Source organism: Pseudaminobacter soli (ex Li et al. 2025), assembly GCF_029892515.1.
GTDB classification, from domain to species: Bacteria; Pseudomonadota; Alphaproteobacteria; order Rhizobiales; family Rhizobiaceae; genus Pseudaminobacter; species Pseudaminobacter soli_A.
This window is the reverse complement of sequence record NZ_JARXVF010000002.1, coordinates 363,358-384,208: the sequence shown is the minus strand read 5'-3', so window position 1 is coordinate 384,208 and position 20,851 is coordinate 363,358. Positions and strand designations below refer to the sequence as shown.

At 59.8% G+C, this 20,851-nt stretch carries 24 protein-coding genes; 10 read left to right on the top strand and 14 right to left on the bottom strand.

Annotated features, from left to right (window positions below):
• Positions 1–5 precede the first annotated feature (5 nt).
• From M2281_RS12620 to M2281_RS12610, 3 genes are all read right to left on the bottom strand, one after another.
• Positions 6–1,313, bottom strand: a complete 1,308-nt coding sequence (locus M2281_RS12620; RefSeq protein ID WP_280821497.1) for an NRAMP family divalent metal transporter — start codon at positions 1,311–1,313, stop codon at positions 6–8.
• Between the two features lie 132 nt (positions 1,314–1,445).
• Positions 1,446–2,360, bottom strand: a complete 915-nt coding sequence (locus tag M2281_RS12615) for a CHAD domain-containing protein (protein WP_280821496.1) — start codon at positions 2,358–2,360, stop codon at positions 1,446–1,448.
• Positions 2,357–2,827, bottom strand: coding sequence for a CYTH domain-containing protein (locus M2281_RS12610; RefSeq protein WP_280821495.1), 471 nt, complete (start codon positions 2,825–2,827; stop codon positions 2,357–2,359). The genes M2281_RS12615 and M2281_RS12610 overlap by 4 nt, the downstream gene beginning before the upstream one ends.
• 206 nt (positions 2,828–3,033) lie before the next feature.
• Between M2281_RS12610 and M2281_RS12605 the strand changes: the two genes are divergently transcribed.
• Both M2281_RS12605 and M2281_RS12600 read left to right on the top strand, forming a co-directional pair.
• Positions 3,034–3,561 carry a Ku protein gene (locus M2281_RS12605; RefSeq protein WP_280821494.1) on the top strand — a complete coding sequence of 176 codons (528 nt, stop codon included), beginning with the start codon at positions 3,034–3,036 and terminating at the stop codon, positions 3,559–3,561.
• Between the two features lie 997 nt (positions 3,562–4,558).
• Positions 4,559–5,029 (top strand): hypothetical protein, encoded by a 471-nt coding sequence (locus M2281_RS12600; protein WP_280821493.1) that lies wholly within the window; start codon positions 4,559–4,561, stop codon positions 5,027–5,029.
• Between the two features lie 94 nt (positions 5,030–5,123).
• Here M2281_RS12600 and M2281_RS12595 read toward each other — a convergent pair whose 3' ends face one another.
• Positions 5,124–5,372 carry a hypothetical protein gene (locus tag M2281_RS12595; protein WP_280821492.1) on the bottom strand — a complete coding sequence of 83 codons (249 nt, stop codon included), beginning with the start codon at positions 5,370–5,372 and terminating at the stop codon, positions 5,124–5,126.
• Positions 5,373–5,820: 448 nt separating this feature from the next.
• Between M2281_RS12595 and M2281_RS12590 the strand changes: the two genes are divergently transcribed.
• Both M2281_RS12590 and M2281_RS12585 read left to right on the top strand, forming a co-directional pair.
• Entirely contained in the window at positions 5,821–6,087 is a 267-nt protein-coding gene (locus M2281_RS12590; protein WP_280821491.1) for a GlsB/YeaQ/YmgE family stress response membrane protein, read from the top strand.
• A 317-nt stretch (positions 6,088–6,404) separates the two neighbouring features.
• The gene (locus M2281_RS12585) at positions 6,405–6,629 is read left to right on the top strand and encodes a hypothetical protein (protein ID WP_280821490.1); all 225 of its coding nucleotides are present in this window, start codon (positions 6,405–6,407) and stop codon (positions 6,627–6,629) included.
• Positions 6,630–6,830: 201 nt separating this feature from the next.
• Here the strand turns inward: M2281_RS12585 and M2281_RS12580 are convergent, their stop codons facing one another.
• Positions 6,831–7,412: a hypothetical protein gene (locus M2281_RS12580; RefSeq protein ID WP_280821489.1), complete on the bottom strand. Its 582-nt coding sequence runs from the start codon at positions 7,410–7,412 to the stop codon at positions 6,831–6,833.
• Between the two features lie 573 nt (positions 7,413–7,985).
• Here M2281_RS12580 and M2281_RS12575 point away from each other — a divergent pair.
• Complete coding sequence (locus M2281_RS12575) at positions 7,986–8,231, top strand: hypothetical protein (RefSeq protein WP_280821488.1); 246 nt, start codon at positions 7,986–7,988, stop codon at positions 8,229–8,231.
• Between the two features lie 155 nt (positions 8,232–8,386).
• Here the strand turns inward: M2281_RS12575 and M2281_RS12570 are convergent, their stop codons facing one another.
• From M2281_RS12570 to M2281_RS12560, 3 genes are all read right to left on the bottom strand, one after another.
• Positions 8,387–8,965, bottom strand: coding sequence for a L,D-transpeptidase (locus M2281_RS12570; RefSeq protein WP_280821487.1), 579 nt, complete (start codon positions 8,963–8,965; stop codon positions 8,387–8,389).
• 244 nt (positions 8,966–9,209) lie between these two features.
• Positions 9,210–9,527, bottom strand: a complete 318-nt coding sequence (locus tag M2281_RS12565; RefSeq protein WP_280821486.1) for a cupredoxin domain-containing protein — start codon at positions 9,525–9,527, stop codon at positions 9,210–9,212.
• A 9-nt stretch (positions 9,528–9,536) separates the two neighbouring features.
• Positions 9,537–10,040 (bottom strand): DUF4142 domain-containing protein, encoded by a 504-nt coding sequence (locus tag M2281_RS12560; RefSeq protein ID WP_280821859.1) that lies wholly within the window; start codon positions 10,038–10,040, stop codon positions 9,537–9,539.
• A 217-nt stretch (positions 10,041–10,257) separates the two neighbouring features.
• On the opposite strand from M2281_RS12560, the gene M2281_RS12555 reads away from it, so the two are divergent.
• Entirely contained in the window at positions 10,258–10,863 is a 606-nt protein-coding gene (locus M2281_RS12555; RefSeq protein WP_280821485.1) for a DUF1236 domain-containing protein, read from the top strand.
• Between the two features lie 515 nt (positions 10,864–11,378).
• Here the strand turns inward: M2281_RS12555 and M2281_RS12550 are convergent.
• A complete protein-coding gene (locus tag M2281_RS12550) occupies positions 11,379–12,137 on the bottom strand; it encodes a hypothetical protein (protein WP_280821484.1) in 759 nt (252 codons plus the stop codon).
• Positions 12,138–12,451: 314 nt separating this feature from the next.
• On the opposite strand from M2281_RS12550, the gene M2281_RS12545 reads away from it, so the two are divergent.
• Entirely contained in the window at positions 12,452–13,192 is a 741-nt protein-coding gene (locus M2281_RS12545) for an NAD(P)-dependent oxidoreductase (RefSeq protein WP_280821483.1), read from the top strand.
• Between the two features lie 393 nt (positions 13,193–13,585).
• On the opposite strand, the gene M2281_RS12540 is transcribed toward M2281_RS12545, so the two are convergent.
• Positions 13,586–13,762, bottom strand: a complete 177-nt coding sequence (locus tag M2281_RS12540; protein WP_280821482.1) for a hypothetical protein — start codon at positions 13,760–13,762, stop codon at positions 13,586–13,588.
• Positions 13,763–14,205: 443 nt separating this feature from the next.
• On the opposite strand from M2281_RS12540, the gene M2281_RS12535 reads away from it, so the two are divergent.
• Together M2281_RS12535 and M2281_RS12530 are read left to right on the top strand one after the other, a co-directional pair.
• Positions 14,206–15,549, top strand: coding sequence for a mechanosensitive ion channel family protein (locus M2281_RS12535; RefSeq protein ID WP_280821858.1), 1,344 nt, complete (start codon positions 14,206–14,208; stop codon positions 15,547–15,549).
• Positions 15,550–16,102: 553 nt separating this feature from the next.
• A complete protein-coding gene (locus M2281_RS12530; RefSeq protein ID WP_280821481.1) occupies positions 16,103–16,378 on the top strand; it encodes a hypothetical protein in 276 nt (91 codons plus the stop codon).
• A 123-nt stretch (positions 16,379–16,501) separates the two neighbouring features.
• Here M2281_RS12530 and M2281_RS12525 read toward each other — a convergent pair whose 3' ends face one another.
• Positions 16,502–16,903, bottom strand: coding sequence for a PRC-barrel domain-containing protein (locus M2281_RS12525; protein ID WP_280821480.1), 402 nt, complete (start codon positions 16,901–16,903; stop codon positions 16,502–16,504).
• A gap of 283 nt (positions 16,904–17,186) precedes the next feature.
• Between M2281_RS12525 and M2281_RS12520 the strand changes: the two genes are divergently transcribed.
• Complete coding sequence (locus tag M2281_RS12520) at positions 17,187–17,438, top strand: hypothetical protein (RefSeq protein ID WP_280821479.1); 252 nt, start codon at positions 17,187–17,189, stop codon at positions 17,436–17,438.
• 252 nt (positions 17,439–17,690) lie between these two features.
• Here M2281_RS12520 and M2281_RS12515 read toward each other — a convergent pair whose 3' ends face one another.
• From M2281_RS12515 to proV, 3 genes are read right to left on the bottom strand one after another with little or no spacing between them, the layout of a single operon-like run.
• The gene (locus tag M2281_RS12515) at positions 17,691–18,554 is read right to left on the bottom strand and encodes a glycine betaine ABC transporter substrate-binding protein (RefSeq protein WP_280821478.1); all 864 of its coding nucleotides are present in this window, start codon (positions 18,552–18,554) and stop codon (positions 17,691–17,693) included.
• 26 nt (positions 18,555–18,580) lie between these two features.
• Positions 18,581–19,513: an ABC transporter permease gene (locus M2281_RS12510; protein WP_280821477.1), complete on the bottom strand. Its 933-nt coding sequence runs from the start codon at positions 19,511–19,513 to the stop codon at positions 18,581–18,583.
• A 22-nt stretch (positions 19,514–19,535) separates the two neighbouring features.
• Positions 19,536–20,768, bottom strand: a complete 1,233-nt coding sequence (gene proV / locus M2281_RS12505) for a glycine betaine/L-proline ABC transporter ATP-binding protein ProV (RefSeq protein ID WP_280821476.1) — start codon at positions 20,766–20,768, stop codon at positions 19,536–19,538.
• Between the last annotated feature and the right edge of the window lie 83 nt (positions 20,769–20,851).

The following is a 20,851-nucleotide window of genomic DNA, read 5'->3' as shown; positions in this document are numbered from 1 at the left end:
ACGGGCTACAGAAAACTCGTCACGAGCATTGCTGCGGCCGTCAGAGTCATCACTGCCGTCGAAAGCCAGCCAAACGCACGAAGCCCGGCGCCGATTGTGTTCTTGCCCATGATGCGGGGTTGCACCGCCATCAGCATCATCATCGCCATGATCGGGACCGCCACGACGCCGTTGATGACCGCACTCCAATACAAGGCCCGGATCGGATTGATCGGACTGAAGTTCAGGCCGACGCCGATCAGCGTCGCGATCGCAATCGTCGCGTAGAAGGCCTTTGCGTGCATGGGCTTCCGATCGAGCCCGGTCGGCCACCGCAAGGTCTCGCCGACGGCATATGCTGCCGATCCCGCAAGGACTGGCACCGCGAGCAGCCCCGTGCCGACGATTCCCAGGGCGAAGATCGTTTCGGCCATTACCCCGGCCAGCGGCTTGAGGGCCTGCGCTGCCTGGGCGGAGCTTTCGATCTGGGTAATGCCGTTGACATGGAGCGTCGCTGCGGCGGTCATCATGATCGACAACGCAACAAGGTTCGACAAGCCCATGCCAACGAAGGTGTCCTGGCGAATCCGCGCTGTGGCAGCTTCCGTCTGCCTGGGTGCATCTTTGAGCGCTTTTCTCTTTGGCACATCGCGGATGTCCTCCACCTCTTCGGAAGCCTGCCAGAAAAAAAGATACGGACTGATCGTGGTGCCAAGGATGGCAACGATGGCCGTCAGATAGTCCTTGTCGAACGAGACATGCGGAACGACGAGGCTCCGTGCCAGGGTGGACCAGTCGACCTTCACGAAGAACAAAGTAGCGAGATAGGCAAAGAGCGCGAGCGTCAGCCATTTCAGAACGACGACATAACGATCGTAGGACAGGTAGACCTCCGCCACGACACAGATCACGCCGAATGTCAGAACGTAGACGATCTGTGGACCTCCGATCAGCACCCGCACGGCATCGGCCATGGCTCCTATGTCAGCGCCGACATTGATGACGTTTGCCGCCAGCAGCAGCGAGACACAGCCATAGACGACCGATTTCGGGTAGAATTTCCTCAGATTTCCGGCGATCCCCCGCCCCGTTGTGCGGCCGAGCTCTGCACTGATTATTTGTATGGCGACCATCAGTGGATAGGAATAGAGCAACGTCCAACTGGGCGCATAGCCAAACTGTGCGCCAGTTTGGGAATAGGTGGCGATACCGCTTGGGTCGTCATCCGAAGCGCCGGTGATCAGGCCAGGCCCCAGCACCTTCAGGAAGTGCGGCATGGTCGGCAGCATGGCGCGCACGCCCGCCTGGGTGCCCGCTTTTGCCTTCTTCGCCATCGACGTGCTTTCAAATGTTGGGGTGAAGTCGAAACTACACTGTCATAGCCGGACTATTTCTGCTGCAGCCACGCCGACATCCCCCGAGCCCATCCAGCAGCGTGTCCGTCGCAGCCGTCATCGTTCATCGCCCTAGGCGGCCGCCGCCCGAGCCGCGTAGTTTTTGGCCACCTTGCGTGGCATCTTCCGCGCATCCTTGTCGAGCAGGCGCTTTGCCTTTCGCAAGCACCGCTTGCGCAGCGACTTGTCGGAGCGAGCCATCACGCGGCGCAACTGCTCGATCTCCTCGCGGCTGCCCAGCGCGTCGCCTTCCCGCTCGACCAGCCGCTTCAGCACGTCGAGATCGTGCAGATCTCCGAGGCGTTGGCCAAGCTTGTGGGCCGCCTTGCGGCGGCGCTTGGCTGGGCTCGGCCAGAAGGCTCGCAGGAGTTGCAGGTGCATCCAATGGTTCTTGACGCCCTTGCGCAGCTCATGGAACTGCTCGGGCGTGCCGTCCTTGCGGGCTGCCTTGTACGCGCGGACGGCCTTGCGCAGGACCTTCTTCACGCCTGCGGCAATCACGTCGGCTGCGTCGTCCGGCTCGTCCGGAAGTTCAAGGATGCGAATCTGCGCCCGGCCTATCCTGCAGGCGGCAAGCCCAGCGTCGATCCGCCTCTCCATCCCTGCCTCTTCTCGCAAGCGCGCCTCACGCCGCATCACCAAGGCGGTGCGTATCCCGTCGAGCTCGCCCGAACCGGTAGCTTTCGGGTAGGCGTCGATGAGCCGGTCAACTGTTTCGATCAACGCGGTTGCCTTCCGCCCGCTGGCTAGCGTGTGTGCCGTATCGCGGTAACGGGCGTTTTCCGTGCGGAAAAACCCCTTGTCGGCCCGGCGTACGAGACGCAGCAGCGCTCGCACCTTCTTGAAGCGCTTCCTGCACTCGTGCAGCATCGTCTCTGGATCGCTTCGCGCATCCTCCAGATTTCCCATGGCCCGGCAGACCTGCAAATCGGCAATGCGACGGAATTCGTCGGCGAGCGGCAGATGCCGGGCGATGCGGTAGCTCATGGCTGCTCCACCGGGCGTCCCGAAGTCGCCAGCGACACGTTGTAGTAGGCGCTCCGACCCGTGACCTCGCGGCCGAGCCACTGCGGCAGCGCGGCATCGGGCACTTCCTCCGCGGTCTCGAGCTCGGCGAGCACTAACCCCTGCAATGCCCCTTCAAAGACGTCGATCTCGTAGAGATAGCCGCCATGGCGGACGTGATGGCGGGTCTTCTCGATGACCTGGCCGAGGACATAAGCCTGCATCTCCTCGGCCTCGGAAACCGGGATGGGATACTCGAATTCGTCCCGCGTCCTGGCCGCGGTCCCGAACTTCAGCGTCAGCAGTGCCTTCCCGTCTCGGACGCGGACGCGCACCGAGCGGTTGGGCCCCGTGGCCACATAGAATTGGCGGATCGACGACGACTTTCCGGCAGAGCTGCGCCATTCCTCGTTCGCCACCAGGAACTGGCGCTCGATCTCCTTGGCCATAATGCAAGAATAAAGTGCACCAGGGGCCAGAGGGCAAGGCATCCTTGATCAACCAGTTTCACCCATCCTATCGCTGGGCGCGACAGGAGACCATCAAGCTCAGCGCTGCGATGCAGGTTAACTGGTTCGGCAACGCCATGCGCGACTAGACGGCAGGAACGATAGACGCCCCTGCCCGTTCTCCAACCTTGTTGGAGTAGCGTGTCATGAGTAGCGTGCGTTCTCTATGGAAAGGCTTCATGCGGCTCGGAAACGTGACCTGCGGCGTGAAGATTGTGGGTGCTTGGACCGATGCCGAGACCGTCCATATCCGAATCCTCAACAGAGAAACCAAGGAGCCGGTCAAGCCGGCCTACATTGATGAAGGAACCGGCAAGGAGGTCGAGACCAAAGACCAGGTCAAAGGCTACGAGATCGACAAGAACGAATATCTGCTGCTCGCGCCATCGGATCTCGACACTCTTAAGCCGCTCTCGAACCACGTGCTGACCATTGAGAACTTTGTCGACCTGTCCGATGTCGGGCAGGTCTACCGCGACAAGCCCTACTACCTCGCGCCGGCGGACAAGCCATCGACAGACCCGAGCGCGGACGAATGTCAAACGCGGGTATCCGTTGCTCGAGGTCGACCTTCCCGCCGCCCGGCGTCGTTACGAGACGCCGGTCCATTGCTCCTCAGTCATAAAGAAAGCCCGCCGCCTCTACCAGACGACGGGCTGGCTGCTGATGGCTAGTCCGCACATGAGCCGCCAGCACCCAGTATCGATATGGCGCGCCTTCGCCGAGCGTCCAGTGCCTTCTGAAAACGCCCGCCACCTCTGGAGCGGAACGAGAGGTGGTGGGCGCCGTCTGGCGTTTGAGGGGAAATCGCGGGTGCGATGCCAGATTCTCACAAACGTCTCGTGGCCGCTAATGTTCCGACGTCCCAAAGGAGCCCGGCGCCTCGAATGAGACGACGGGCCTCCTTTCTGCGTCGCTTCGGTAATCTTTACTTCCCCGAGCGAAATTGACTATACATCTTGTATCATTAACGACAAATTTATAATACATATGCAAGATAAAAACGCCATTGTTGGCATGGAGACGGTGCAAATATACTTTAACGCTGGAGCTTCTAGCAAGGTGAGAGATGAGAACGACATCGGTATTTCACGCGTGCGTGCCATCGTACACCAAGAAGTGCACGACGACATGATGGTTGTTGTGCGGTTGCATCTGGGGGCCATACCGCATATCCGAGGCGACAACCAGAGGTTCAGGGCGGTTCGCCTTCTCCTTTGAACGTCTGTTCCTGTATCGTGACTCCGGCCTACGTGACGCCGCCTTCAAGCTCCACCTGCGCGATGTTCTGGAACTGATTGACCAATTGGAGGCTGCAACCAGGCTAAATTAAGCAACGCCCGCCGCCTCCGGAGGGGGACGACGAGCGCTTCGGCATCCGGCGTAGATGTAACCAGGGGAACTCGCCGGAGCCATGTTCCGTGGATCAAACGCGCTCATGGCCACCGAAGTTCCGACCTTAAAAGAAAGCCCGCCATCCGCAGACGACGGGCAATGCAGGGGTGGAAAATGGCACACCTGCGGGAAAGCAGGTGCTCCAATTTCATAACTCGCATGCTGCCTTGTTGTTCCGGCCTACTCTGGCTTCGTCGGCTGCTTCCTGCGCTGGCGCTCGGTCCTGATCCGCTTCGGCGTCGGCTGGTCTGAGCGGCGGCCGCCGGGCGAGTAGCCTTGCCTGTGGAGGCGGACTGCGATGTCCACGATCTCGTCGTGGGCTCGCCCGCCGAGCGTGAAGATGGACAAGATCCTTGCGGCCGCCTCGTTCCTGTCGCCGAGATCGCTGATGTCGACAATGTCGACGACGCGCTGCACCAGGGTGTCGAGGATATCCAGTTGCTCGACGGTAAAACTGACGAGTTGTTCGGGATGGAGCGAGAGATATCTGCGGATACCCGCTCCCTTCTAGCCTTCGTCGCTGAGCGCCCTGATCAGCGCGGCCTCCATGATGTAGCCGATTTTGAAGAGAGCGAGCGCCTTGGCGGCAAGACGCTCTGTTTCCGCTCCGTGAAGAGGCAACCGTCGCTGGGCGCGGACGCGCTCAACCGCGCGCCGCATGATGCTCACATTTTCTGGGGTGAAAACCTTGGTTCGACTGATCACACCTGGCAAAAGCATGGTGATCTCTTTCGTCTGCCGACCTAGCAGACTGACCCGCGAGGTCGGGAAACGGCGCCTTGAAACGGGAAAAGCCGCCCTTTCATTAGCGGGGTGGCGTTCGGCGGTGCTGGGTTTCGACCTAGGCCTTTCTTCTCCTGATATCGCTGTCTCGCCTGTGCCGGCGGATCGTGATCTCCAGAATTTCTACGTCGTCGCGAATCCCAGTCGAGTAAAGCGACAAGATCCCTGCCGCGACCTCATTCCGCTCATCAGGGTCGACTATGCGCAGCGCTTCTGTTGCGCGCTGAACCAACTCGTCGAGTTTCTCCAGCTCTTCGGGGTAATGTGGGCCACGCTGCTCAGGGTGGAGGGAGAGATATTTGCGCATGACTGCACGCCTCCATATGTCTGCATAATACGCCTATCCGGTTTGGAGTACGATGTTCCTAGGCCTTTGGGGCAAAAAAGTGCCCGCCTCAGACTTGCGAGGCAGCGAGCAAGGATTCGCTCTGAAGGTAGTGGAAACGATCAACCCCACGACGTTCCGAAGAAAAAGACCCTCCCAAGCGAACCTTTGAACCGGCGTTTGGGTGACGCGATTTGCGTGCATCATCCCATCCCTTGCTTTTATCAACCATTGCCTGGTCGGTGCGCATCTCTCCGTCAGGCCGCTGATCAATCCCTTTGTTGACTTCAGCTTCCGGCGGTGACTGGTGAACCCAGGCGCTCGCGCATCACCCCTCTTCCCGACGAGCGGCTAGTGGGCCAGAGAATGAGCGGTACGATAGCCTCATCTACTTGTTTGAATTGCGCCGCCGACAACAGAGAGACGCGCGATGTTAGTTATCGGTTGGATCGTTCTCGGCTTCCTTACAGGTCTCGCGGCTAGCGCCGCCATCAATAGCGGTGGCCGAGGAATGCTGACGAACATAGTCCTCGGCATCGTTGGCGCCGTCGTCGCTGGTCTCATTTTCAATTTCTTCGGCGCGGCTGGCGTGACAGGCTTCAATTTCTGGAGCCTCATCGTGGCGATCGTCGGTGCTGTGGTGGTGCTATGGTTTTACCATGCGCTGGCGGGAAGAAAGCCCGGATCTGTCGAGTGATTCTACTGTATTCCTGCGCGCGCCCAAGCCAGCGGCAGAACATGCCGATGATGGAGGCCGCAGTTCCTCGCCGCCTCTGCCCGACGACAGACTGGGCGCTGACGGCTCGTCCGCAGGTTGGCCGTCAGCACCCTTGGCGATATCGCGCGCATTTGCCGAGGGTCCAGTGCCGTTCTTGATCTTGCACTCGCTGCCGCCGCCACATATCTCTGTCGAACGGTTCTTATATAGGCGCCCCGTCGCGCCTACGGCTGGCGCGCATGGGGCACTTGTCGCGCTGGCCTCTCTCGCCCCAGAACCAATCCCGGGAGGAAACCATGCCCACCGGTGATCACTACCTGTCCACGCCAGACCTCGAGAAGATCAAGCGCGTCCTCACCACCGCGCCCCTGCCTAAGAACGATGCTCGAGCCGAAGACGAAGCGGCTCGTTTCCTGATGCGCAAGTTCCAGGAGGGTGTGACGGGCGAGGCTTCGCTGGCGTGGGCGCTCGCTCGCTACATTGAGCAACGCCAGGATTGGCGACGCGTGCCCGAGAAATAAGTACACCGCCCCCCGGTCCGGCGAGTGGACTGGGAGCGGCCAGAGGCTCGGTGTCTTCCTGGGAGGAGCGTTCACCGGGCCTCGCTCCACCAAGAAGAAGCCCGCCCCGGAGACCGAGGCGGGCGAATTCTTGGCTTAAATGTATGAGACACTACCTAATCAGTTTAGCATGTGCTGAAACGAGATTATGGACGGGCGGCGCTAATATCCAGGATAGTATCCGGAAGAGCAGACGCCGTAGTAGTTGAGATAATAGGGGTCACAGTAGGGATACAACGGCAGGCCGAATCCAAAGAAGGCACCGTCACCGTCGTCAAAGAAAAAGTTGTTACCACGGAAGTGACGTTCGCCATGGAATTGACCATCATGGAAGCCGCCCATGCCGTGGAAGCCACCCATGCCGCCCCCCATACCAGGGAAGCCGCCATGGAACCCACCCATGCCATGGAAACCGCCACCCATGCCGCCATGGAAGCCACCAAAGCCGCCGCCACCGTGCATCATAAAGCCTCCGCCACCCATGCCATGACCGCCACCGCCGCGGACGAGTTGCACGCTGCCGCCAGGATCTAGTGTACGCACCAAGACGGCCGGCTCAAACTTGCCTTGGCAGGTTGCCGTGGTGCAGGAATACCAGATCTGGCCGACTGCATTGGGCTTAGCGGAAGAGTACAAAGCCTCGCCGGCGGCGTTGACCGTGCTCCCGGCAATGGCGGGGACGCCGTAAAGCGCTCCAATGCTCAGCAGACCTGAGCATGCGAGTGTTGAGAGATAGCGCATCATTGTCTTCTCCAAAGGAATTTGTCCGCGCGGCTCAATGCCTGCCTGGGCCCTTGGGATGTGCCTCAATCGGACGCGCAGTTGGAACGCATCAAGAACAAAAAAGTTCCATTTTCCGGAACTTTAACGGCAAGGCGTGCTACTTTTGCTCCATGACGACTTATTCCGGACGCGTTCAACCGCGTGCGGCACGGTTCGCGGGTGGAGACCGTGTTTTGACCGATTACACGCGAGACGAACGCGTGGCGGCCTCTTCCAACTGCGGCCGCGCGGGCAGCTTCCTTTAGTCAAGATTGCTCCTCGCGAAATACTTCAGCTCCGGCCATGCCATTAGTCAGGTCATGGATAACGGCTAGTGCCAATCGGAAGGCTGCGGGCAAGAAGTTGAGGTCTGTCTGATACCGACGCAGGAGGATGATCGGAAATATGGTGCGCCATAGTCCAGATACCGGGGAAACTGAAAAGATATAATCAAGATATCGCTCTGGACGCGCCACGTATATAAAGGCATTGTACTCATCAGGCATCTTTGCCGATCGGGGGATAACAATAACAATTGGCCCCGGGAGGAAAGACGTGTCTACCAGTCATCAGTACTTATCCTCGTCAGACCTGGAAAAAATCAAACGCGTTCTCGCTGGTGCACGCGTGTGCGTCAGCATCGATGAAGCCGCGCGCTTTCTGATGCGCAAATATCAGGAGGGCGTGACGGAGGAGACCGCCTTGGCCGAGGCACTTGACCGCTATGCGAGGCAGCGCAGTGATTGGCACATGCGCGACGCTAAGCAGGACAAGCGCCCGCCAGGCGCGTCCGAGAGATAATCACACCGCATCTGGCACTGCGAGTGAACAGGAGCGGCCGGAGGCTCGGCGGTTTCCTGGAAGGAACGTTTACCCAGCCGACGCACAACAATCGTTGGCTTGAAAGACGCTCCCGCCACCGCCCGCCTTCGGCCATTGGGGCCCGCTTCCTTCATCTAAAGGACGACAACCGGAGTCCCGATATTTACCCGGCTATACAGGTCCTCGACATGCTCGTTGAGCATGCGAATGCAGCCGTTGGAAACCGCATGGCCGATCGTCCATGGCTCGTTGGTGCCATGGATGCGATAGAGCGTGTCGCGCCCGCCGTGATAGAGATACAGCGCGCGCGCGCCAAGGGGGTTGCGCGGGCCACCCTCAAGGCCTTTGGTGTATTTGCGATATTTGTGCGGACTGCGTCGGATCATGTCCTTGGTTGGTTTCCAACGCGGCCATTCTTCCTTGCGGCCGATAACGGCGTGGCCGGACCAAGCCAAACCAGCCTTGCCCACGCCAACGCCATAGCGTCGGGCTACGCCTGGCTGCTCAACCAGGTACAGAAATCGATTATGAGGATCGACCACCACCGTGCCGGGCGCATAGTAAGTGGGATACGCGACCATCTGCGGGGCATATTTGGGATTAAGAACGAAGTGTTTCTTATGCCTGACCGTCCTGTGTCCAGCGGCAAGAGTCGCTTGGGGCACCAGAACCACAGCGAACAGCCCCAGCATGAACGAACGGCGACTGAACATGAACCGCACTCTCGCGCGCCGAAACACGCCTGAAATGCAAACACTTTCTCGGAAGTTTAGGCCACATTTCGGGCGCGTCTATAGGGAAGAACTTGTGATGTGGCTCTCGTCAGCGGACCGAACGTTAACGGCAGTTTTCTGGCCGATCTAACTTTGGGTCAGCCAATCTGAAGTGGCGGCACCCGGCGCAACAAAGCCTGCCCCGAGACCGAAGGCGGGCTGATGATCGTGCCGCAAAGCTTGGCTATGGAGCTGTTACGGTAATGTGGCCGGTCATGTTCGGGTGAAAGCGGCAGTGGTAGTTAATCTCACCTGCCTTCTTCATCACCGCGCTGGCGGTCTTGTTTGGAGGGATGGTCACGTCCCAGCCGCCCTTGGTTGTTGCCGAATGAGCGACGGCGTCCATATTGACCCATTTCACCGTATCGCCGACCTTGGCATGGATGTCTGCCGGAGCGAACGCCAGTTCTTTGATCGTGACCTGAATGGTCTCCGCTTGGGCGCCACTACTCATGACCAGCGCCAGCGTGGCGGCGACCAATAGATATCGTCTCGACACCATCGCTCCCTCCTACTGGAGTTTGGCGGCAACCTGCTCGGCATGCTGTTCGTGACCTTGGAATACCTTCAGACCGGTTTCGAGCAGGCTCTTGAGCTCGGCGTTGCTCGCTGAAGGAATCAAGACGGTCTCCAGGTCGTTGTTCACCTGCTTGTGGTAAGCGACCTCGTTGTCGATATACGCCTTATCAAAGGCCGCGCCGTGAAGTTTGCCGAGCTTGGCGCGCTCGGTTTTGGCCGCTTCGGTCAATGCCTTGCTGGTGTTGTTGTCCTCGGGCTTAATCTTCAGTTTCTTGGCCAGAGCAAGCGCCTTTGCATTTACGGCTTTGTGGTCACGGACCATGTTTTTCGCAAAATCCCGAACCTCCTTGTTCTTGGATTTCGCCAGGGCTTGCTTCGCCGCCTCAACGTCGATCACGCCCGCGGTGTAGGCGATGTGGGCGATCTGGGGATCGGTGGGCGTCTCGGCGGCCAGGACCGCCGGGACGGTGCCAATCAGGTAAAGCGAGGCCAACATCACGATCGGACGAATGCGCATGAGAACCTCCCGCAGTGGCAAGACGCCACAACGATGTTAGCCGCGGCTGACGATCTCGTCAGGTCGGGGAAAACGGCATGCGCCTTTGCGGACTCGTAGCGGTGTTCCAGACCAGTTCGCCTGGGCGATCCGTGGAAAGTGATGGAACACCGCCGCTGCACCCACGTTGGCCGAAACAAGTCCAGGGAGCTCCCCGATGAGACAGATCCTTTTCAAGAGCGCGATTGCGTTGGCTCTCGGCTTTGCGCCTGCCGTCGCGCTGGCCCAGACCGAAATGAAGAAGAAGCCGCCTGAACAGTCCGAAGGCCAAGGAGGCGGGCAATATGACACCGAAAAGGGCCAGGCGCCTGGCGGTGGCGAAAACATGGAGAACGGTGGCGAGAACGGCGAACAGACCCCGATGAAACCAAAGGGCGGCGAGGAAAAGCAGCCCAAGGCGCAGCGTGGCGAGCAAAAAAAGAACGAACAGAACGGCGAAACGGGTCGGCCAACCGAAAAGCAGGGGGAGGAACAGGGCGGCGGAACCAAGCAACAGCACGCCGGAAAGCGCCATGTGAGCGAAGAGCAGCGGACGGAACTCAGGCGCGTTTTCCATGAAAATCACGTCAAAGCCGCCCCTGAAATCAATTTCGCCGTCGGCGTCGGAGCGCGCGTCCCACGGGAGGTGCACCTTTATCGATTGCCGCCGCGCATCGTGGAGATCATCCCCGACTACGAAGGCTTCATGTATTTCGCGTTGCCGGACGGGCGGATCGCGATCGTCGATCCCCACAGCCTCGAGATCGTCCTGATCGTCGCCTGACCTCTATCGTATCAAGAGAGTCCGCCGCCTCGGGCGAGACGGCGGAATCTCTGGCCATAGAAAAAGCGCCCGCCCTGGGACCAGGGCGGGCCGGTCTTCCATTGGCGAAGATGGTCCGTCTCTCCCAGACCATAGATGCAATCTAGCTCCGATTGAACCGCCGGTCAGGTCGGGGAAAACGGTGCCCTGAACAAGGGAAAAGCCCGCCCCGGAAACCGGAGCGGGTCACTGTCGGATTGATATTTCTCAATAAACGGGCGTCCCCCGCAACGCGGTCAAAACTAACCCAGGCCAAATCGTCAGTCATGTCGGGGAAAACGGTAGCTAGCGCGGGAAAAGCCCTGAAGACCGAGGCGGCGAAAGCTGGGGCTTTCTCTTTGCTGCATGTGAAAAGCCCGTCGCCTCGAGTGAGACGACGGGCCTTTGTTGCCAAGCCGCTTGCCACCGCGGTACTCGGGACATTGGCCGCTGCCACGCAAACGACAAACCCGCCTCAAAGGCCGGGAACTTCCCGGTCAGTGAACGATGCAATGGCGGTGCGCCCAACCCCAGCGATAGTGGTGATAGCACCTGGCATACGCGTGGTGCCATCTGGCGTGATAGTAAGCCGGATGGTAAGCGCCGTAGTAGCCGCCGTAGTATGGATACAGCCACGGCAGGCCTAGACCGAACAAGCCCCAGCCCCAGTCGAAGTCGTCGCCACCACCATCAAAGAAGAAGTTGTTATGGTGGAAGAAATGACCGCCATGGAAACCATGGAAACCACGGAAACCATGGAACCCATGGAACCCATGGAACCCATGAAAGCCGCCCATGCCGCGGAAGCCATGGAAGCCACCCATGCCATGGAACCCGTGAAAGCCGCCCATGCCATGAAAGCCATGGAAGCCGCCGAAGCCGTGGAACCCACCGCCAAAGCCGTGGAAGCCACCACCGCCGAAGCCGTGGAAACCGCCGCCGCCAAAGCCGTGGAAGCCGCCGCCGCCGCGGATGAATTGCAAGCCGCCGGTCGCGCCGTCAGAGGGCTTGAGCACAAGGACGGCTGGCTCAAACTTGCCTTGGCATGCATCCGCGATGCAAGACCGGTTCAAGACTTGGCCGTCTGCGGGGGGCTGTGTCGGTAGCGTTCTGGAAGTTGCCACGCCAGCCGTGTCGACCGCCGAGGGAATGTCGGGGAGGAAACTGGAGATGCCCCCGGCAAAAGCGGACGCACCGGCGAGCGCTCCAATGCTCAGCAACCCCGAACAAGCGAGTGTTGAGAGATAGGGTCTCATTGTCTTCTCCAAAGAAGTTGTCCGCGCGGCTCAAAGCCTGCTTATGGGCCGTTAGGATGGGCCACATCCGGACTCTTAACGAGAACGCATAGCGAACAAAAAAGTTCCATTCACGGAACTCGGCGTTGTCAAACGGGAGAAGCCCGCCCCGGAACCGACGCCCTCAATCAAGGGCAGTTCACGGCAAATCCAGGATAGTTCGGGAACTTCTACCTTCGCTGTTTCGTTGGCGGCCAAGTCCACGGCCCCCAGGGCTGAGGGACTGTGCGCGCGTCATCGATGAAGATGGCTCGCTCAGGAAATGGGGAGCGGTTGTGAAAATCTTTCTCCTTGGCGCAACTGGCAATAGCGGCCGACGCATTCTGGGACTGGCGCTTCGGCGGGCTCACGAAGTGACCGCGTTCGTGCGAGACGAGTCGAAGCTCCTAAGTCTCGTTGGCAGACCCATTCCGCCAAACTTGCACGTGTCCATTGGTGACATAAGCTCCGACATCGCCAGGGTGATGGTCGGACACGACGTCGCTATCAATGCAGCCGGCAGTGTGACGGAGGGTTCCGGCTTCACTCAGCTTGTACAGACTGTGATCGATGCGACAATCATTAGTCTCGGCGAAGGAGGTCGGCTCTGGCAATTCGGCGGTGCGGCGATTCTTGACGTGCCCGGCACGCACATCATGGGCGTCGACTTACCGAAGGTCCCGAAGGTTTACGAGGCACACCGAACCAACCTCGACGCACTTCGTAGGAGCCCATTGGACTGGTCGATGTTGTGCCCCGGTCCGATGATCCCGTCTGAGAACTACAAGCCAACAGGGGAATTGCGTTTGTCTGTCGACGAATGGCCGATGACACGACCTGCCTACACTTACGTTCTGCCCAGACTGGCCTTGGCGTTTGCTTTCAAGCAAAAAGTGTCAGAGTTGACCATCTCATACGAAGACGCGGCGGAAGTGATCCTCGACAATCTTTCCAAAGGCGGTCGGTTCTCCCGCCGACGCGTCGGGGTCGCGCTTCCGCCCGGGCGGCGCAACTATAAGGATGACGTGCCACGCTAAATGGCCAGGGAGAAGCCTACGCGGCGCGAAGCCGGAAGGGTGGGCCCTTCCCTTGCGGCGCTCGAGCCGCCGAGGCCGAGGCCGGCAGCGGGTACAACCACGTTGCCGAAATCATGGCCACGAGAGCAATGGTCGACTCATCACTGTCACAATGACCGTCGCAGTCGTGGCGTCCACCTTGTCGGCATCAAATTGCTGCTGCCCCTTTCCCCCGGGAAGAGGATGGTGACGAACGTGACAGCGCAATTTCCTGGGTGATCCGCAAGCAGATTGGCGTTGGCGCGCAAAGATTCGCTGAACACTGCGCTGTGGCAACCGACATGGCCTCGCTGGTTCCTTCTTCCTGCGCCAGCCGCTTGCCGAACTCGGCGCGGTCGACCTTGCCGGACAGTCCTACAGATCGGCATCAAATAGATGGTTGCCGCACAGGCTCAGTTCCTTCGCCAAATCCTGCAGCGTCTTGTGCATGAGCCGGTAAGCGACCGGCGGCCGAAGACTGAACTGCTTCGTCCAAGAAGTTTGTGCGTCGACGGCATCGCCCAACGTCGTGCCGGTGGTTGGCTTCGGCAACTTGCTCTGCTTGTTGCCGTAGATTGTGCCGTAGCCTTTGGGGGACCTCGATGTCACCGATGAAGTCGAGCCGCAACGCCGATCCGGCCGGCATGGTTTAGCAATAGCCTATCCTTTCGGTGATTGAAGGTTGGGGAACCGGGGCTAGATTAAGATCAAGGAGGCGCAATGAGCCCGAAACCAGACCCTGGGCGAGACCGCGGCCGTCGTCGGTGGCCTTACTGGATCTTGCTGGGTCTTGTGACGGTCTTTGTCATCTGGGCGCTGCTGTCCTTAGGTGGGCACCGCATGTCAGCGGTCACGAAATCGGGCCACGTTCCAGAACAAGCGGAGTAAAATGAGGGTCAGGTGAACCCGCGCCCACAGAATTCTGCGGCATCTGAACGGTTTGCGGGGGCGATGCTTGCCGTTCTTGATGCCCGCGCCATATCGAGTATGTGGGCATAGATGTTCGCACCGCCATCAACGACACGCTGGTCCAGATCGGCGCAGCAATAGATTACACCGCCACGCCGTGGCTCCTCTATCAAACTGTTATCATCATATGCCTTTTCCTGGCGGCGAAGCTTGTAGCGCGGCGCGTCGAACCGCTCCTGGAGGGTCGGGCACGCCGGATCAAGGGGCATCCCGGACTATTGCGGGTCGTAGTCGCGCTGTTGCGACGCACTAACTGGATCCTTTTCTCGGTATTCCTGCTCGTCGCACTCACGCTCATGCGGAGCGTCACTCAGCCAAGCCAGACGCATTTGCTCGTTATCGCGCTTTCATTGTCCTTGGCGTGGCTGTTCGCGTCGGTACTGTCGCGGATCATACGCAACCGCCTGGTCGGGCGCACTCTCGGCTGGTTTGCCTGGATCTATGCTGCCCTTGTCATACTGGGCATCAGCGACGAGGCTGCGGCTTTCCTGGACAGCCTCGCCTTCCCTTTGGGCGCGATGCGCATTTCCGCTCTCACGGTGCTGAAAGCGGCAGTGCTGCTGATCGCAACCGTTTGGCTGGCCATCGTCGTCGGTAATTATTTCGACGAGCGTGTCCAGAGCTTCGAAGAACTGACGCCATCGATTCGAATTCTCATTGGCAAGGTCGCAAAGATCGGGCTTGTGTTGGTGGCGGGTGCCATCGCGCTTTCCTCCGTCGGTGTCGACCTGTCGGCGTTGACCGTATTTTCCGGCGCTGTGGGCGTCGGTGTGGGTTTCGGGCTGCAAAAGGTCGTCTCGAATTTCGTCTCCGGCGTGATCATCCTTCTCGATAAGTCGATCAAGCCGGGCGACACCATTTCGCTCGAAGGCACTTTCGGTTGGATACGCGAATTGCGGGCGCGGTTTGTTTCGGTGGTGACGCGCGACGGCCACGAATACCTGATCCCCAACGAGGACTTCATCACCCGGAGGGTCATCAACTGGTCGTTCAGCGACAAGCTCGTGCGGCTCGACGTGAATTTCGGCGTCTCTTATAAGGCTGATCCGCATAAGGTCATCCAACTGGCGATAGAGGCTGCATTGGGCGTCGACCGCGTGGAGGCCGACCACGGGCCGGTCTGCTGGCTTACCGGCTTCGGCGAATCCTCACTGGACTTCGTCCTGCGGTTCTGGATCCACGATCCCCAGCAGGGCTTGACCAATGTGCGCGGCAATGTGCTGCTGGCGCTGTGGGACACCTTCAAGGAGAACGGAATAGAAATCCCCTATCCCCACCGTGAGCTGATCATGAAGCAGGGCACCAAGGGGGCTATGACCGGCGAATTCGCCGTTAAGCGATGGACCAAGTCCCATCCGACGAAAGGCTAGCGCCGGCACCTTGGCCGGCGACGCGCATGGGGTACGCTCATTGTGCGGCGTAGCAATGCACGATTTGCCCGAGGTGCAAAGCAAGACCGCAAAAAGAAGAAGCCCGCCGTCCCGGATCGGTCGACGGGCAGGAACGATGCACAAAATCGCTTGGGAGCCAAGCGCACCGAGTCAACGCAGCGGCAGTGCTATCGTTCCTGAGCTGCCCGGCCAGGCGAGCGCGGAAATAGGCCCCCCACCCCAGCACACTTAAACGCCTGCGATGATCGTGGGCGGTAGACCTTTGCGCGACATTCGTCAGTTCTGGCCCTACCGCGGACCCGCATAGCGAACATATCCAGAAAAAAGTTCCGGCAGCGTGCGCGCGCAAAAAAGATGCCCGCCGGCAAGGTTGGAAGGCGGCGGGTGAGAGCGATCACATATGAACTCAGATCAAAATGATCGAACTGGGGCGAGGTTCCAGCATTGGGTCGAAATTTGAACCGGCCGAGGACTGGACGTGACTGGTTACCGCGCGCATCTTGGCTGTTGGGGCGTCGTAGCCCGGGGTATAGTGACCAAGCAGCCCTGGAGAAAAGATGTGCCAACAAGTCATCAGTTTCTATCCTCGGCCGACCTAGAGAAGATCAAACGCGTTCTCACTGACGCACACCTGTCAGGCAGCGTCAACGAGGCTGCGCGCTTTCTGATGTACAAGTATCTGGAGGGCGTGACGGAAGAGGCCGCCATGGCCGAAGCACTTGCCCGCTACATCAAACTGCGCAGTGGTTGGCGGCTCTCGCTAGGTGGCGATCTGGGAAAGAAAGAGCGGCGCGCGCCTGAGAGATAAGCACACCGCCCCCAGTTCAGCGGCGAGTCGGGGATTGGGAGGAGCGTTCATCGAGCCTCGCTCGCGTATCGCGAGCAGGCTGCCTTGGAGTGCGGCGGGCTCGATGTGGGATGAGGAATGGATTTACCGCTTCCAGCGGCCTACGTACTTGAACTCCGGGGCAGCCATGAGCTGGGCCTTGGTCGCGTCCATTGTCGCTGTCCACTTCTTGTCCTTCTCGTCGTAGGTGATCTTCACCGCCTTTGGGCTGACAACTATGTAATGGTAATGCTCTCCTACTCCCAAGATGCCGCCAACAGAGACCACATACCCTGAGAGCGTGTTTTGGGAGAGGACCAGATCCTTGATTTCGCCAACATCGTCATTTGCCTCGTTTTTGATTTTCAACCCTTTGAGGTTGTAGCTAAGGACATCTGTTGGCTTTGGGGCAACGAACATCTGAGTGCTGGTGCCTTCAGTGGTTTGCGCTTGAGCCGCAAAGACCAAGGGAACTGTCGTGGCGAATACGATCAGGATCCTGCGCACGACTTTCGTCCTTTCTCCCTCGTGTCGCCGTAATGCCAGCGTTCGCTCGGCAAAAAAGTGCCCGCCGTCGGACTTGGAAGGCGGCGAGCGAGGGTTGCGCACTGAAGGTAGCGGAAACGATTAAGCCCCGCCGAAGTTCCGAAGATGCGGGGGAAAGCCCGCACCGAGGCCGAAGCGGACCGATGCTGCGCCACTGCGGAGCTTGGCATGTCGCCACGTCGCGGAACAGCGTGGTGCCGCGGGCGTTTCTAGCCAGCGAGCTTTGCTAACAGCGCGGTCCGAAATGATTACACTGACCGACAAGGAGAAGCGCTTTCTCAAGCGTGTCGACAAGATCACCCACGTTCCATGGTCAGAAAAGATCATCGCCGTGGATGTCAGAGGCAAACCCATGCGGTTATCCATGGCAACGTTTAGCCGACTGAAGGACGACGGGATCATCATCCGATCCAGCGGTGATCTGAGCTCTGATATCTACGTGGTCAATCCGGCGCCCGTAACGCCGGAAGTCGAGGAAGTGCAGGAGGCACCTTGAACTCAGACGTTCGAGGTTGTGGCATCCCTGTCGACCAATGTTGCCGCCCGATAAACGTTAGCGATGTCATTCACGTCCGCTTTGCCGCATGCCCTCCACAAAGGCGGACCGGGCTTACCATCTATCGACGTTCTCGACCTGTCCGATCCGGGCCGTCTACTGACTGTCCTCTATCGGGGTGGCAACGCCGAAAAAGAACCGACAGCAAGATTGCCGCCGGTCCATGCCGCCTTCTCCAGCACGTTGGCTCGATTACTCGCCGAGCCACGCCTTTACCCGCTCTGGGTGGTCGGCGATGTATTTGTCCACCGCCTTGTCATAGGAGGTTTCCTGCGCGTCGAACATGGCCGCCTCGAGTTCGGGGACCGGCAGCTTCATGCGTGACAGGAGTTCGGCGACCTTGGGGTTCTCCTGCTTGAACCCCTTGCGGGCGAGGATGTCGACATGCTCAGCCTTGCCGAGCGCCCCCTTGGGGTCGTCGATGTAGCGCAGCTTGTACTTGCCAAACATCCAATGCGGGCTCCAGGCCGTGGCAACGAACCACTTTTCGGAGCGCATGTCCCGGTCCACTGTGGTCAGCATGCCTGCCTCACTGGAGATCTGCAGCTTGTAGTCGAGGCCATAATCCTTGTTGGCCTGCTCGGAAAGCCGCGTCAGGCCCGCGCCCGGATCGATGCCTTGGACGGTGCCGCCGAGTTTCTGCTTCACATCGTCCTTCTTGAGGTCGTCGATGGAACTGATCTCGCTCTCAGGAATATATTGCGGCACAACCCAGCCAAGCTTCGCACCGTCATAGATGGTGCCGAGCGTATCCACCTTGGACACGACGCGCTTGTAGTAGTCGGCATGGGTTTGCGGCAGCCAGGCCATCATCATGACGTCGAGATCGCCGCGGCTGACGCCCTGATAGAGCGGCGCGACATCGGTTTGCACCAGCTCGACCTTCTGCCCGAGCTTGTCCTGGATGAGCTTCGCGGTGAGCTTGGTGACGAATTCGGCGTCGGACCACGCAGCCCAGCCGATCTTCACGGACTTGTTGTCCTGCGCGAAGGCGGAGGTGGCCATGCCGCCCATCAGGAGCGCGGCCAAGCCTATGCGTGTCAGTGTTTTGAACATATCTTCTCCTTCTTGGTTTCGGGAGGTCAAGCGGCGGCGGAGCGCCGCTCGTCATCAGCCGGAACACCGGCGGCTTGCGAAGCCGCCCGAATGCGTCCGCTGGCTTTTCGGAAGGCAAGGAAGCTCAGCAAGCCCGAACTGCCCTTGCCGAAGCTCTGGGTGATGCGGTCAAGAACCACGGCCAGGACAACGACGGCCAAGCCGCCCTCGAAGCCGGCGCCCACATCGAGGCGCTGGATGCCGGTCAGCACGGAGTTGCCGAGGCCGCCTGCGCCGATCATTGAGGCAATCACGACCATCGACAGAGAAAGCATGATTGTCTGGTTCACGCCGGCCATGATGGAGGGCATCGCATTAGGCAGTTGCACCTTGAACAGAAGCTGCGAGGGCGTACAGCCGAAGGCCAAGCCCGCCTCGATAAACTCGGAATGCACATGGCGTATGCCCAGATTTGTCAGGCGCACAACAGGTGGCATGGCGAAGATGACCGTCGCGATCGTGCCCGGCACGGCGCCGAGGCCGAAGAACATCGCAGCCGGGATCAGATAGACGAAGGCCGGCATCGTCTGCATCAGGTCGAGCACTGGCCGCAGCAAGCTCGCCACCCGGTCCGATCGCGCCGACGCGATGCCCGCCGGAATACCTACTACGACCGCTATAATCGTGGCCGAAAGCACCAGCGACAGCGTCTCCATCGTACGCTGCCAAAGGCCCATATGGTTGATGAGCGCAAGCGAGAGCGTTGCAAAGATGGCGAACTTCCAGCCCACGCGCCAGAGCGACAGGACCGCCAGTATGGCAATGCCGCCAACAGGCGGGATGCCGACGAGGAGGCCCTGGATGCCGCCGGTGACGCAGCCGATGGCCGCAGCGATCACATCCAGCGCGGGCGTGTAGTTGTCGAGAATGTAGTTGACGGTGACGTCAGCGCCGTGGCCGACACTGAAATTGAAATCCATGTTTCTTCCCTTCGGTTTCGGCTCAACCGGCGCGGTCGAGCGTTTCCAGAAGTGACGACTTGCTGATCGAGCCGACATAGCGGCCCTGCTCGTCGACAACGGGAACGGGCCAGCGGCTCTCCGCCACGCGGCCCAACACGTTCGACACGGGTTCGCTTGCAGCTATGGGCAACACGTCTTGCAGGAAGGCGTTGCGATATGGCTCTGCGACCTTGGCTTTCACCTTCTCGATCAGGGCATCCTGGCTGACCATGCCGTGATATCTCCGGTCACGGCCGACGACGATTGCCACGTCCCGGCCCGACTGCTCCATCTGCTCCAGCGCGGCCGCCACGGAGACGCCCTGCCGGTCGATGATGGTAAGCTGCGCCTTGCGCGCGATGTCACCAGCCTTGAAGACCTGCGAGACATCGACGTTGCGGAAGAACGAACGCACATAGTCGTTGGCGGGCTTCCAGACGATCTCGTCCGGGGTGCCGACCTGCACGACCTTGCCGTGCTGCATTATGCAGATGCGGTCGCCGATGCGCATAGCCTCGTCGAGGTCGTGGCTGACGAAGATGACCGTGCGGCTGTTTTCGCCCTGCAGGCGCATCAGCTCGTCCTGCATCTCTGTCCGGATGAGCGGATCGAGTGCGGAGAAGGCCTCGTCCATGAGCAGGATGGTGGGCTCGCTGGCGAGCGCCCGCGCCAGACCCACGCGCTGCTTCATGCCGCCGGAAAGTTCGTCCGGCCTGCTCTGCGCATAGGCCTTGAGGCCGACCGCGTCGAGTGCGGCAAGCGCCTTTTCGGCGCGCTCGGCCTCGCCCACGCCCGCAACTTCCAGCCCGAAGGCTGCATTGTTGAGGACATTGCGATTGGGCAGGAGGGCGAATGACTGGAACACCATGCTCATGTCGCGCCGACGCAGCTCAATCAGCTCGCGCTTCGACATCTTGGTGATGTCGCGGCCGTCTATCTCGATGGTGCCGGAGGTTGGCTCGATCAGGCGGTTGAGAAGGCGGAGCAAGGTCGACTTGCCGGAGCCAGACAGGCCCATGATGACAAAGGTCTCGCCAGCCATGATGTCGAAGCTTGCACTATCGACGCCGATCGCACAACCGGTGGCTGCTCGAATTTCGGACTTGCTTTTGCCTGCGCGTGCCATCTCCAACGCACGCCCGGTAACGCCTCCGAAAACCTTGTAAACGTTCCTGAGGGTGATTTTGACGCCTCGCGAGGCATCCGATTTCTCAAATTCAATATTAAACGGCATTATGAGGCAATCACATCCGCCTGCATCGGCAGATAATATCTCCTTATCTACGATCTATATTACCGACATCCAATTCTGGATTT